Here is a 12,650-nt window from a genome sequence, read left to right on the forward strand (position 1 = left end):
TGTGGGTGGTCTGTAGCGGGCGTGCGACTCAACAGTTGACGGGCGTGCCGGTTCAGGAACCGGGTTGACTCGCCGCACCCACTACGGCCGCCTGGAAGCGAGAAGCGACGCTTGGACGTTCGACGCGCTGGCGTGGACGAATGTCACATCATGGCCCGACACCGGCCGAAGCTTGGTAATTCGCGAAGGGCCGTGAATCGGCCGACGCGGTCACCCAAAATGTTGGGATGACTGACTCAAATTGGCCGACTACGGCCCGACGCTGAACACAGCCGAGTGCTCGTCCTGCACCGATCCACATAGGACAGAAGGCGACCCCAAAGAGGCGTTCGAGGCAACGCGCTGAACGGCAGAATCTGCGGGCCCATATCCGACGCCACCCTTTCGCGGAAACTGCAGCTTTCCTCTATATCAGCTTTTGACCCAACAGGTCTCCTTGGCAAGGCCGGCACGAGATGCATAGACTACGATGGCGCCCGTGCCCAGGAGCCATCATGACAACTACCGTCCCTGCCGCCAAAGGAATCAACCGGCTGAAATCGATGTGGCGAAATGGCCAAGCAACGCTTGGCGCCATCGCGACCATACCTTCGGTTCAGACCATCCAGATCATGGCTCATGCCGGTCTCGATTGGGTCCTCATCGACATGGAGCACGGCGCAATCGATGCCGGCACTGCTCACGCGATGATTTGCGCGACTTCCGGCACCCCGCTCGTGCCGCTGGTCCGGGTTGCATCAACCAATGCGTGGCAGGCCAAGGTCCCTCTTGACCTCGGCGCTTTGGGAGTCTGCTTTCCGATGACGACGACCCGGGCCGCTGCAGAGGCGGCAGTGCGGGCTGTCCGCTACCCGCCCGAAGGAGATCGCTTCTGGGGCCCGTTCTATGCCCCGCCGCGATGGGGTCTAACCATGCGCGAATATCTGGATTGCGCAGATGGCGAGGTGCTTGCCATTGGCACGATTGAACACGTCGATGCCATTGGCAATATTGAAGACATTGTCGCAACGCCCGGACTTGACCTTGTTTTCATCGGTCCCGGGGACCTTGCCACCAGCATGGGATACCGGGGCCGGACGGATCTCCCCGAGGTGCAAGCGGTAATCGCACAACTTGAGACCCCAATTCTAAAGAGCCGGGTTTTGCTCGGCGGCGTCGCGCCGACTACCGACCTGGCAAATGCCATGATCGCACGCGGCTACCGCGCGGTCGTCATCGGTATGGACTGGTCCCTGCTCCAAAGGGGGCTAGCATCAGTCGTTGACGGCATCAGTCGGTAGAAGTTCGTCACAATCAACAAATCCTCCCTAAGCGGCGAGTCCTCGCCCATCGCTTCGCGAAGCCGCCATACTCGGCATCTCAGCCGTGGGTTATCAGTGACCGTGATGGCCGCACAACAGCCCTTAGGCTTCGGTCGGCGACCGTCTCTTGATGGCCGGAGGGTTACCGCGCGAGCGGTTTAGGCCACCGACCCTTCTGAGCCATTCAGACTCCCGAAGGCGAAGGGCCGGTTTGGCCGATGAACGGACGGTGGCAGGGAGCCACCACAACGACGGCAACCGCCCAGGAGCGCGCATGTGTCTGCCGAGTTCCGGTCAGTTCCCGTGCGCACCATGTGCACGCATGTTTTCCAGCCACCGGGTACGTGTCCTCTCGTTGGCAAAGGTAAGCCCATACAGGTTCTCGCGGATCGGCTTGATCCCGGCGAAACTCAGCATACTGCGCTCGAAGCCGCGGACTCCGTATGCGCCAAAGTACCAGCGATACAGCAGCGCCGGCATTCCCATGGTCACGATGATGCGTGCCGAGCGGCCGGCGAGCAGTCGTCTGGGGAACCCTTTCTCCTTGTAATCCATGGCAAATCCGGGCCGAAAGATGTGTTCGAGAAAACCCTTGAATAGCGCCGGCATGGTTCCGTGCCATAGCGGAAACAGGAAAACCCAATGCTCCGCCCAGCGCATGTCCTCCCTTGGCTGCTCCAATGCAGGAGGCAGTGTGCCAGTCTCGAACTCAGCCTGCGTGCGAAGCAGCGGGAAGTCGAGCTTCGCCACCTCGATGCGCCGTACGCCGTGTCCTGCCGTGGTCGCGCCTTGAGCGTAGGCGTCCGCCAGCGCATGCAGCAAGCGCTGGCCCGATGGGTCTGGATGCCCCTGGATGATCACGATGCGCTTGGACATGTTGCGGGCGGAGCTGTTCGGAAGGCCAGCGGTACGACGCACTAAGGCACGCCGTGCCAGAGGGCAAGCCTCACGGCCAACGGGTCGTCTACCACGGCAGACGGCGTGTCGAAGCGCATCGTTGACCTGTGGACCGGATCGTAGGTGGGCCAGCCGCAATCGCCGTTGACGGCGAACGCAACCCAGGCCCGGTGCATCGCGTCGGCGAGCGACTGTGGCGGTGTTGGGCCGACCAGCGCCTCTGCTCCGGGGCCCAAAGTATCGAAGATGAATGGTATCTCCACCCCATGCGCCGCGCCCAGACGACCTCCCAACTGAGGCGAACGCCAGGCGAACTCATACATGTACGTCGAAATCCGGGCATTCGCCGCGTGGGCGTCTGCGAGTCGAACGGCAGGGATGCGCCAGTACCAATCCGTCTGGATTTCCGAGAACAGCTCACCAGCGGTGGCCGTGGGATGTGCTGCGCGGTAGCCGCTCAGGCCTCCGGCCGACAGGCCGTACGCGGCCACCAGCGCCAGGACGGAGGCCTCGGTAATGCGATCTATGGCTCCGCTGGGGACCAGGAAGAGCCGGGTCTCCTCGGTATTCGAACCGACCAACAGTGCTGTGTTCGCGGCCACTCCCGCGCGAATGGCGTCGATTGGGGGGGCAGGAAGAATTGCTCCATCGACCGTAGGCGCCCACGGGAGGCTGCTAAGCGCAACCTCCCCCCAGAAAGCCGGGTCCGGATCGGCAGTCAGTTCCTCGCGCAATTGCGCCTGTGCCTGCAGAACCTGCGCGGGCGTGGTTGAGGCAATCGCCTCCCTGGTGGGATCGACCTTCAGGAGCGCCGCCAGCCTGTGGCCAATGCGTTTCGCCGTGTTGGCCGAAGTGACATGGGGTGTGTTTCCGCTTTCCACGATTGCCCGCCGAAACAACCCTTGCGCGCGTGGCACGGTAAGGAGGGTTGCGACGCTCATCCCGCCGGCCGACTGCCCAAAAATAGTGACCTGACCTGGGTCCCCGCCAAATGCATCAATGTTCTGCTGCACCCACTCGAGCGCGGCGATCTGGTCAAGTAGTCCGAGATTGGCGAGACCGTCGCCGAGGCAATCCTCGCCGCCGCCAACGAGTTCTCCGAGTGCCTCCGCGATGCCGGGCGGGTACGCAATCTGTGGCGATTTCGGCCCAAACGAGAGCGCATCCCGCACGCCACGCCAGGGTGCTGCGGATTGCGGCGGCCGCAGCCTGTTCATGCCGAACGGTGGGCCAGCATATGGGATGCCCTTGAACGCGTACACGCCATCGCAGCGGAGGCCTCGCACCTTGCCAAGACGCGTTTCGACAATCGGGTACATGGCCGGCTCCCCCGAAAGGTTGGCACTTGGATAGTGAATAGTCATGAAGGGCCGTGGCTGCTTTGCGCCGGATCAAGAGAAAGCGAGTCCTGGATGTCCCCGCTTCGACCGCGTTCCAATTGCTGCGGATCACCGACCGTTTCAAGGTCGGGAACGGCGCTTCGCACCGTTTTGAAAAACCCATTAGGACAGAATTGGCCTGGCTTGCCCTGAATTCTTGCTTGTCCACGCAAGTCGCCCGCCTCAACGGTATTGGCGGCGTACGCTTTGGGGACGAACTCAGGGCGGTCGCGCGAGTGGCCACATTAGAAGGAGCTTCCGCCGTTGGGTGCCACCTGTTGAATGGCAGAAACTGGCAGTTACTAGGCCGGCAAGCGACCGCTATCCGGCCACGCACCTCACTCCAAGATAGCGCGCTGTGCTCTCAAGTGGTATGGCCGACAAACAATTGAACGGCACGCAGATTCTTGGTCCGTCGATAGATCAGTGATGCTCTTTGGTGCGTCGGATGGAATGCATTCTGTAGGCTGAATCGTCAAGGCCAACCCCGTTGACTTAGGTCAACCGCGCTGGCGAGATAGCACCTAGTTTTAATGCAGAGGCTGCGTACATACGAGCCGCTAGTCTCAAGGCTTTGTCGCTAGTGTCGACGATCTGCGACGTTGTTGTGGTACGAGACGGATACTCTCCAACGCTATGAAACACAGGCGCATCATAGTCACCAACTACGGCGGGCCCGATGCGCTTCACGTAGTGGAGGAGGAATGCCCCGAACCCAAGGTCGGCGAAGTGCGGGTGAGGGTGCTGGCAGCAGGTGTGGGCCAACCGGACATAATGATGCGCGAGGGCTTTCACCCCGAAACGCCCCCGCTGCCTTTTACGCCCGGTTGGGATCTGGTCGGCATGGTGGACAAACTAGGCAGTGGGGTCTCCGGGGTTGAACCCGGTCAGATCATTGCAGCCTTGCCGATCAGCGGCGCATACGCCGAGTTCGTCTGTCTGGCTCAGCGCGAACTGGTTCCCGTGCCTCCGGGAGTGGACGTGGCCGAGGCTGTCAGCCTCGTACTGAACTACGTTACTGCGTACCAGATGTTGCATCGCTGCGCCAAAGTCGAGCCGGGTCAGCAGGTCTTGATTCACGGTGCGGCGGGCGGAGTTGGCTCGGCACTATTGCAGCTTGGGCGCCTCGCCGGGCTGCAAATGTACGGGACCTGTTCATCGCAAGATGCGATGGCGGTTTCTGGCCTGGGCGGCATACCCATTGACTATCAAAGGCTTGATTTCGTGGAAGAGATACGCCGCCTGACGGGTGACGGCGTAGACGTCGTCTTCGACGGGATCGGCGGCAGCAACATCTGGCGTTCCCGCGACGCTCTCCATCCCCGCGGGAAAGTCGTAGCCTATGGCCTTACTGCCTCGCTACGTGGGGGACGCCTGGCATCAGGTCGCTCGGGGCGTCGTAACCGCTTCCAGCGACTTGCGATTTTCGGTGTGTGCATTGTTGGAGGCTGGCTCCTCCCGGGCCGGAAGCGGGTGGTCCCCTACAGCATTCAATGGCTCAAGCGGATGAAACCGGCATTGTTCCGGCAGGACTTGACTGTTCTGCTGGACCTACTTCAACAAGAGAGAATCAAGCCGCTGATTGCTCGGAAATTCTCTCTTAGCGAGGCAAAACTTGCGCACGAGTTGCTCGGTGAGAAAGGCGTGGCCGGCAAAATCGTGCTCATGACCAACGAGGCATTGATGGGGTGACCGACGCCAAGCTCGAAAACTCGCAAGTCAGGATTGGCCTGACTGAGGCGGAAAGGGCGAGCATGTAACGCTGGCCTGCCGCAACTACAGACTTCCGTTTGCGACCCATCTCCGCCATCGACTGGGTGTCGATTCAACGACCGTTCATGCCGTCTCTACGGACAAATGATCATACCCCGTTAGTCGGAGGAAAGATCCACGGCCGCCCCGGCTTTCAAATTCTGGTTCGATCGACAAGAATAGGAGTCGGCGGTGAGTCGCCGTCACCCACAGAAAGTGCCGAATTTGGCTCAATCCTGCTACAAAGGAGATTGCCATGAGCAAGCCCTACAAGCGGTTGGACAAGAATGATGCAGCCGTTCTCTTGGTCGATCATCAGGCCGGTCTTCTCTCCCTCGTTCGCGATATCGAGCCAGACAAGTTCAAGAACAATGTTCTGGCCGTTGCAGACCTTGCCAAGTATTTCAAGCTCCCCACCGTTCTGACCACCAGTTTCGAGGATGGACCAAATGGCCCTCTGGTCCCGGAGTTGAAGCAGATTTTTCCCGATGCACCTTTCATTCCTCGGCCAGGACAAATCAATGCGTGGGACAACGAGGACTTTGTCAAAGCAGTGAAGGCCACGGGAAGGAAGCAGTTGATAATTGCCGGCGTGGTCACTGAGGTCTGCGTTGCCTTTCCAGCGCTTTCCGCGATGGCCGAAGGCTATGATGTGTTCGTCGCCACGGATGCATCGGGTACGTTCAATGAAGTAACGCGCCACTCGGCGTGGAACAGGATGGCAGAGGCTGGGGCGCAGTTGATGACGTGGTTTGGTATCGCCTGCGAACTGCACCGCGACTGGAGGAATGATATCGAGGGACTTGGAACGCTATTTTCGAATCACATCCCTGATTATCGAAATCTGATCACGAGCTACACGACCGTAAAGGCAGGCCAGTAACGCAAGAGGCCTACTTCAATCAAGCCGGCCTGATCGGCGCCTCCAACGTGCTGGATATCCAGCCGTCGCTGACGCTGGTTCCCGCGGCCGGCATCAAGCTGACCTTCGCCTGTGACTTCATCTGGCGGGCAACCACGCACGACGCGGTCTACACCTCGGCGGGCATCCCGGTTCCCGGCACCGCGGGCCGCTCCGGCCAGTACAGCAGCAGCCAGCTCTCTGTGGATGTTGCATGGCAGGCGAGCCGGCATGTGCTGGTCAATGGCGGCGCCGTGTATGTGGATGAGAGCCGCACGCTGAAGGCCGTTGGCGGACACAACACGCGCTTTCTCTACCTGGCGCTCGGCTATACGTTCTGATGCGGCGGGTGCCATGCGACACATCCACAAGCTATTGAGCGCGACGAGTGGTCATAGGTGCCTGCGGCCGTGCCCGGGAGTGCGCGGCATAGCGCACGGCTTCCGGCGTCCTATGCCTGGAACGCAGTGGTACAGCCACACCCGCTACCAGGCACGTCCCCAAGTACCTATGCTCAAGCCCGACAGCGTCGGCTTTTGCGGCACTGGCAAGGCGTGGCGCGGGCCCGGTATTCCAATAACAAATCGGTATGGTGACGAAAAGAAAATGCGAATGGACGCTGTGATTCACCATTTCTAGAATCACCTCACGCTGAATGGTCGCGTAAATCCGCCGCACTAAAAGAGCGCCACCAAGAATCCACCAGATGCTGATGCCGTAAATGGGGCAGGGGTCGTTGTTGCCCGCGGTTTCGTGCACAGGGCGGGGCAGGCATCCCCGTATCGGTTCGGACAGGCGCAAGACACTGGAGACAATATGAAGAACCCCCTTGCGGGTGCCGCCTTTGCGGCGCTTGCGGCCTGCTGCACCAGCGCCTTCGCACAGAGCAATGTCACGCTCTATGGCCGGCTGAATGCATCGATGGAGTATTCCGATGCGTCGACGGCTTCCGACGGCACCAAGCTGGGCGGCACCGGCCGGCTGACCAACAACCGCTCGGTCTTCGGCATGCGCGGCGAGGAATCGCTGTATGGCAGCCTCAAGGCGATCTGGCAGATCGAGAGCAATATCTCATTGGATACGGGCAGCGGACAACTGGCCAGCCGCAACACCCGCATTGGATTGGCCGGCTCAGCTGGCAGCTTTTTCATGGGCAACTGGACCACGCCCTACCTGGAAGCCACCTCGTCCTACGATCCGTTCTATCCGACCACGGCCGGCTACATGGCGCTGATCGGCAATGGCTCGACCCCGACCTCCGACAATGTCCAGGACACCAGCTCCTTCGATCGCCGCCAGAAGAACAGTGCCCATTACCGCAGCCCGAAGTGGAACGGCTTCAGCGGCGGCGTGACCTGGGGTATCAACGAAGAGCGCATTACGGTGCCGCGCAACCCGAGCCTGTGGTCGTTCGCGGGGGCCTATGACAACGGCCCGCTCAATGTCGTGTTGGCCTATGAGCGCCACAACAACTACCAGACCGCGGGACGCGACGACGAAGGTATGAAGATCGGGCTGTCGTACCAGTTCCCGACCACCAAGGTCTCGGCCATCTATGAGCGGCTGCACTACCGCACCGCCACCGGCGACCTGAAGCGCGATGCCTACTACGCGTCTGTGGTGCAGAAGCTATGGACGGGCAGCCTGCGCGCCGGCGTCGGCGTGGCCGGCAACGGCCGTGGCAACGCCACCGAGACTGTCGGCTTCTTCCGCAGCGGAGCGGATACCGGCGCGGTCCAGGCCACCCTGGGCTATGAGTACCCGCTGTCCAAGCGCACCTCGGTGTTTGGCTTCTACAGCCGCATCTTCAACAAGAAGAATGCCACCTACGACTTTGCGATCAATGAGCTGGGCATTTCCGCCGGCGCCGATCCGCAGACCGTTGCGCTGGGCATGCGCCACGTCTTCTGAGCACGGCGCACGCCAGGCCATCCCCCACGATTCCAGGAGTACCCCAATGAAATTCCAGAACATCCTGCGCGCGGCGCTTGCCACGGCGCTCTGCCTGCCGCTGCTGCACGGCGCGGCGCAAGCCGAAGCGTATCCCGACAAGCCGATCCGCATGATCGTGCCGTTTGCTGCCGGCAGCGCCACCGACCTGCTCGCACGCATCGTCAGCGCCGAGATCGGCACCAGCTCGAACATGCAGATCGTGGTGGACAACCGCCCCGGCGCGGGTGGGACCATCGGCACCGCGGTGGTGGCCAAGGCGCCCGCGGACGGCTACACGCTGCTGCTGACCTCCGCCGGGCATGCGGTCAATCCCACGCTCTATCCCAAGCTGCCGTACGACACCACCCGCGACCTGAAGGGCATCTCCACGGTGGCGACCATGCCCTACCTGCTGGTGGTCAGCGCCTCCAGCCCCTACCGCACGCTCAAGGACCTGCTGGCGGCTGCGCGCGCCAGGCCCGATTCCGTCACCTACAGCTCGGCGGGCAGCGGCAGCTCTTCGCACCTGAGCGGCGAGCTGTTCAACGTGACCGCGGGCGTGCAGACCCGGCATATCCCGTACAAGGGCGCGCCGGCGGCGATCACCGATGTGATGAGCGGGCGCGTCGACATGTTCTTCGCGCCGTCCATCACTGCGCTGCAGTTTGTCAAGGACGGCAAGCTGCGCATCCTGGGCGTGGCCACGGCGGCGCGGGTGCCGTCGCTGCCGGACGTGCCCACCATCGCCGAAGCGGGCGTGCCGGGCTATGTCTTCGATGCCTGGTTCGGCGTGCTGGCGCCCGCGGGCACGCCCAAGGATGTCGTCGCCCGCCTGAACACGGCGATGCAGCAAGCGCTCAGCGCGCCGGCGACCAAGGAGAAGCTGATTGCGCAAGGCGCCGAGGCCAAGCCCTCGACGCCGGCTGCCTTCGACAAGCTGATTGCCGCCGACATCGCCAAGCTCGAGCCCATCGTCAAGCGCTCGGGCGCACAGCCGGGCCAGTAACGCCGCCACGGCGCCCGGGGGGCCGGGCGCCACCTCTCCTGCACGAAGGGAACATCGATATGCGTTGCATTGCACGGGCCCTGGCGCATGCCATGGCCGTCGGCTGCCTGGTGGCGGCTTCGGGAGCGCAGGCGCAAGCCGGCGCGTATGCCGACCGGATCCTGGTCAATGGCACGGTACTCACCATGAACGCCACGGACACAGTGGCGCAGGCCCTGGCCATCCGCGGCGACCGCATTGCCGCAGTGGGGACCAGCCGGGACATCCGGCGCCTGGCCGGCCCGCGCACGGAGGTGATCGACCTGGGCGGGCGCACGGTCATCCCCGGCCTGATCGACACCCATATCCACGCCATTCGCGGCGGCCAGAGCTATGCCTTCGAGACCTACTGGTATGAAGGCGAGACCACCAGCCTGGCCGCGGGGCTGGAGCTGCTGCGCAAGACCGCGCTGTCGCGTGGCCCCGGCAAATGGGTGGCCGTGACAGGTTCCTGGCACCCCGACCAGTTCACCGAGAAGCGCGCGCCGACCCCTGCCGAGCTAACCGCGCTGCTGCCTGACAATCCGGCCTATGTGCAGTACCTGTACGACTATGCACTGGTCAACGCCAGGGCGATCGAAGCGCTCAAGCTCGACCAGCCGGATGCGCTGCCGCCGGGCATCCGCGTGGAGCGCGACAGCGAAGGGCGCCCCACCGGCCGGATCTTCGGCGCGATCCGGCCGCTGTCGGCGCTGTTCGGCCGCATCCTGGCGCAGAGCCAGGTCGACGCCAAGGCCAGCCTGCAGTCCTTTTTCAGCCGCCTCAACAGCCTGGGAGTCACCGCGCTGATCGATCCCACCGCGGGACCGGGCCCCGCCTACGATCCGCTGTACGCGTTGTGGCGCGAGGACAGCCTGTCGCTGCGGGTCGGCTACCGCATCCCGACCATGGTCGCTGGCAACGAGGCCGAATGGTTCCGCAATACGCTGGCCTACCTGCCGCCGCGCCTGGGCGACGGCAAGCTGCGCTTCCTCGGCCCGGGCGAGATGCTGGTGTTCGGCATGGACGACGGCGTGAAGATGGGACCTGGCTTCCAGCCGTCGGCGAAGGACCGCGAGGAACTGCTCAAGGTGGCAACGTTCGCCGCCAGCCGCGGCTATCCGGTCGAGATCCATGCCTATACCGACGATGCCGCCAGCGCGATCCTCGATGTCTTCGAGGAAGTGGGCAAGCGCCATGACCTGGGCAAGCTGCGCTGGGCCATGGCCCACCTGAATACCGGCAAGCCGGAGACGTTCCGGCGCATGAAGGCGCTTGGGCTTTCCTACACGGTGCAGATGGGGCCGTACTTCGAGGCCGGCGCCATCGGCCACGCCAACGACCACCATGTGGCCGAGGCCGCGCCGCCCGTGCGCCTGGCCCTGCAGCACGGGCTGAAGGTGGCGGGCGGCACGGATGCCACGCGCATCGGCATCCCCGGCGTCTGGCGCGCGCTGGAGTTCCACGTCGGCGGCTATTCGATCGGCAAGGAAGTCAGGCGCAAGGAGGACTTCCGGCTGTCGCGGCTGGAGGCGCTGCGGCTGTACACCGCCAATGCCGCGTGGATTTCATTCGACGAGGCCTCGCGCGGCACGCTGGAGGCCGGCAAGCTGGCCGACCTGGCGGTGCTCGACAAGCCCTACCTGACCGTCCCCGTTGAAGACATCCACCGCATCCGTTCGGTGCTGACGATGGTCGACGGCAAGGTGGTCCATGCCGACGGCGGCTTTGCCGCGCGCAAGGCGCGCTAGCCATCGGCGCCGCAAGCGCACAGGAGGGAATACGCCATGCCGCACCTGATCGTCGAATACACCCACAACCTCGCGCCGGTCGTGCGCATCGATGCCTTGCTGGCCGGACTGAGCGCGGTCCTGATCGCGCAGGACGGCGCGTTTCCGGTGAGCGGCATCCGTGCGCGCGCGCTATGCCTGGAGTCCTACCGCATGGCCGACGGCAGCAGCGACGATGCCTTCGTGCACGTGACGCTGGCCGTCGCGCGGGGGCGCTCGCAGGACGTGCTCGACCGTACCGTCAGCGCCTTGTTCGATACCTTGACCGCGCATTTCGCCGAGCCATACCGGCGCCGCTACCTGGCCTTGTCGCTGGAGCTGCGGGAGTTTGCCGGTGCCTACCGGAGCCTCAACAACATCCATCAGCGCTACAACACCACGGCTGCATAGGGCGGCGGCCGCGTACCACCACAACGACAAGAAAGACCCACGGAGGAGACAGCAAATGAAGATCGGAACCATGGGGGCCGCGCTGCTTGCGCTTAGCCCGACGCTGGCCGCGGCGCAGTCCGTGACGATGTACGGCGTGATCGATACCGGCGTGGAATACGTGAACAAGGTCGGCGCGGGCGGCGACAGCCTGGTGCGCATGCCGACCCTCACCGGCACCGTGCCGTCGCGCTGGGGCCTGCGCGGCACCGAGGACCTGGGCGGCGGGCTCAAGAGCGTGTTCGTGCTGGAGTCCGGCTTCGCCCCCGATACCGGCGGTGCCAACCAGGGCGGACGGCTGTTCGGGCGGCAGGCGCTGGTGGGGCTGAGTGGCAAGTGGGGCCAGCTGTCGCTGGGGCGGCAGTACACCATGCTGTTCTGGGCCAACCTGGACTCGGACATCCTCGGCCCCAACGTGTACGGCGCGGCGTCGCTCGACAGCTACCTGCCGAATACGCGTGCCGACAATGCGGTGGCTTACAAGGGCACCTTCGGCGGGCTGACCGTCGGTGCCACCTACAGCTTCGGGCGCGATGCGATCAACGCCGGCCCCAGCCCGGCCGGCACCAATTGCGCGGGTGAGAACCCTGCCAGCAAGTCTGCCTGCCGGGAATGGTCGGCGCTGATCCGGTATGAGCACAAGGGCTGGGGCGTCACCGCTGCCTATGACTCGCTGCGCGGCGGGCCCGGCGCATTCGGCGGGCTTGGCAACAAGTCGCTGACCGACGACCGCCTGTCGCTGAGCGGCTATGTACTGCTGTCGCGCGCCAAGCTGGGCGTGGGCGTGATCCGCCGCGACAACGAAGGCAGCGCGACGCCGCGCAGCGAGCTCTGGTATGGCGGCATGGCCTACGACATCACGCCGGCCTTCACGCTGGCCGGGCAGGTCTATTACCTCAAGTTCCATGACAGCGCCAACAAGGCCATGCTGTATGCGCTGCGCGGTGCCTATGCCTTTTCCAAGCGGACTTCGGTCTATGCCACGGCTGGATTCATCGATAACGGTGGGCAGCTTGCCCAGTCAGTCAGTGCCGGGGCGGCGGGGTCCAATCCCAGGGCGGGTGGGTCGCAGTTCGGGACGATGGTGGGGGTCAAGCACGTCTTTTAGCGGGCTGTCCTGCCTTGGCGCCATGCGGTCGGGTGTCGTACCCAGGCAGACAGGTCTGCCGGCGGCAGCGGAATGCGCTGCATGATGGCTAGGAATCGTCCTAATTTGCTGGCTTTTCGATAAACGTTGCAATCTTT

Annotated in this window: 10 protein-coding genes and 2 pseudogenes; 9 read left to right on the forward strand and 3 right to left on the reverse strand. The window is 63.6% G+C overall.

The features are described from left to right. Positions 1-494: 494 nt before the first annotated feature. On the forward strand, positions 495-1,280 hold the full coding sequence (locus tag C265_RS23220) for an HpcH/HpaI aldolase/citrate lyase family protein (RefSeq protein WP_037025141.1): 786 nt from the start codon (positions 495-497) through the stop codon (positions 1,278-1,280). A gap of 315 nt (positions 1,281-1,595) precedes the next feature. Here the strand turns inward: C265_RS23220 and C265_RS23225 are convergent, their stop codons facing one another. The 3 genes and pseudogenes from C265_RS23225 to C265_RS33000 form a co-directional block, all read right to left on the reverse strand. Further along, on the reverse strand, positions 1,596-2,177 hold the full coding sequence (locus tag C265_RS23225; protein WP_010811218.1) for an NAD(P)H-dependent oxidoreductase: 582 nt from the start codon (positions 2,175-2,177) through the stop codon (positions 1,596-1,598). Between the two features lie 41 nt (positions 2,178-2,218). Further along, complete coding sequence (locus tag C265_RS23230; RefSeq protein ID WP_010811219.1) at positions 2,219-3,517, reverse strand: carboxylesterase/lipase family protein; 1,299 nt, start codon at positions 3,515-3,517, stop codon at positions 2,219-2,221. Between the two features lie 381 nt (positions 3,518-3,898). Further along, a pseudogene (locus C265_RS33000) lies at positions 3,899-4,072 on the reverse strand (integrase); the annotation flags it as partial. Positions 4,073-4,213: 141 nt separating this feature from the next. Between C265_RS33000 and C265_RS23235 the strand changes: the two are divergent. From C265_RS23235 to C265_RS23270, 8 genes and pseudogenes are all read left to right on the forward strand, one after another. Beyond that, the gene (locus tag C265_RS23235) at positions 4,214-5,269 is read left to right on the forward strand and encodes a medium chain dehydrogenase/reductase family protein (RefSeq protein ID WP_010811220.1); all 1,056 of its coding nucleotides are present in this window, start codon (positions 4,214-4,216) and stop codon (positions 5,267-5,269) included. A gap of 316 nt (positions 5,270-5,585) precedes the next feature. After that, positions 5,586-6,212, forward strand: coding sequence for an isochorismate family cysteine hydrolase YcaC (gene ycaC, locus C265_RS23240; protein ID WP_010811221.1), 627 nt, complete (start codon positions 5,586-5,588; stop codon positions 6,210-6,212). A 14-nt stretch (positions 6,213-6,226) separates the two neighbouring features. Continuing rightward, positions 6,227-6,571: pseudogene (locus C265_RS23245) on the forward strand (alginate export family protein); the annotation flags it as partial. Between the two features lie 475 nt (positions 6,572-7,046). After that, positions 7,047-8,141 (forward strand): porin, encoded by a 1,095-nt coding sequence (locus C265_RS23250; protein ID WP_010811223.1) that lies wholly within the window; start codon positions 7,047-7,049, stop codon positions 8,139-8,141. A 46-nt stretch (positions 8,142-8,187) separates the two neighbouring features. Then, entirely contained in the window at positions 8,188-9,168 is a 981-nt protein-coding gene (locus C265_RS23255; protein WP_010811224.1) for a tripartite tricarboxylate transporter substrate binding protein, read from the forward strand. Positions 9,169-9,260: 92 nt separating this feature from the next. Next, complete coding sequence (locus tag C265_RS23260; protein ID WP_246840244.1) at positions 9,261-10,937, forward strand: amidohydrolase; 1,677 nt, start codon at positions 9,261-9,263, stop codon at positions 10,935-10,937. Between the two features lie 36 nt (positions 10,938-10,973). Continuing rightward, positions 10,974-11,366 carry a 5-carboxymethyl-2-hydroxymuconate Delta-isomerase gene (locus C265_RS23265; RefSeq protein ID WP_010811226.1) on the forward strand — a complete coding sequence of 131 codons (393 nt, stop codon included), beginning with the start codon at positions 10,974-10,976 and terminating at the stop codon, positions 11,364-11,366. Between the two features lie 55 nt (positions 11,367-11,421). Continuing rightward, a complete protein-coding gene (locus tag C265_RS23270; protein WP_010811227.1) occupies positions 11,422-12,513 on the forward strand; it encodes a porin in 1,092 nt (363 codons plus the stop codon). The last annotated feature ends 137 nt before the right edge of the window (positions 12,514-12,650 follow it).

The sequence above is a fragment of the Cupriavidus sp. GA3-3 genome (assembly GCF_000389805.1).
In the GTDB taxonomy this organism is placed as follows: Bacteria; Pseudomonadota; Gammaproteobacteria; order Burkholderiales; family Burkholderiaceae; genus Cupriavidus; species Cupriavidus necator_D.

Bases quoted from the DNA above. Each gene is read 5' to 3' on its own strand.
- C265_RS23220 (WP_037025141.1), top strand. From the start codon at position 495: ATGACAACTACCGTCCCTGCCGCCAAAGGAATCAACCGGCTGAAATCG.
- C265_RS23225 (WP_010811218.1), bottom strand. From the start codon at position 2,177: ATGTCCAAGCGCATCGTGATCATCCAGGGGCATCCAGACCCATCGGGC.
- C265_RS23230 (WP_010811219.1), bottom strand. From the start codon at position 3,517: ATGTACCCGATTGTCGAAACGCGTCTTGGCAAGGTGCGAGGCCTCCGC.
- C265_RS23235 (WP_010811220.1), top strand. From the start codon at position 4,214: ATGAAACACAGGCGCATCATAGTCACCAACTACGGCGGGCCCGATGCG.
- ycaC (WP_010811221.1), top strand. From the start codon at position 5,586: ATGAGCAAGCCCTACAAGCGGTTGGACAAGAATGATGCAGCCGTTCTC.
- C265_RS23250 (WP_010811223.1), top strand. From the start codon at position 7,047: ATGAAGAACCCCCTTGCGGGTGCCGCCTTTGCGGCGCTTGCGGCCTGC.
- C265_RS23255 (WP_010811224.1), top strand. From the start codon at position 8,188: ATGAAATTCCAGAACATCCTGCGCGCGGCGCTTGCCACGGCGCTCTGC.
- C265_RS23260 (WP_246840244.1), top strand. From the start codon at position 9,261: ATGGCCGTCGGCTGCCTGGTGGCGGCTTCGGGAGCGCAGGCGCAAGCC.
- C265_RS23265 (WP_010811226.1), top strand. From the start codon at position 10,974: ATGCCGCACCTGATCGTCGAATACACCCACAACCTCGCGCCGGTCGTG.
- C265_RS23270 (WP_010811227.1), top strand. From the start codon at position 11,422: ATGAAGATCGGAACCATGGGGGCCGCGCTGCTTGCGCTTAGCCCGACG.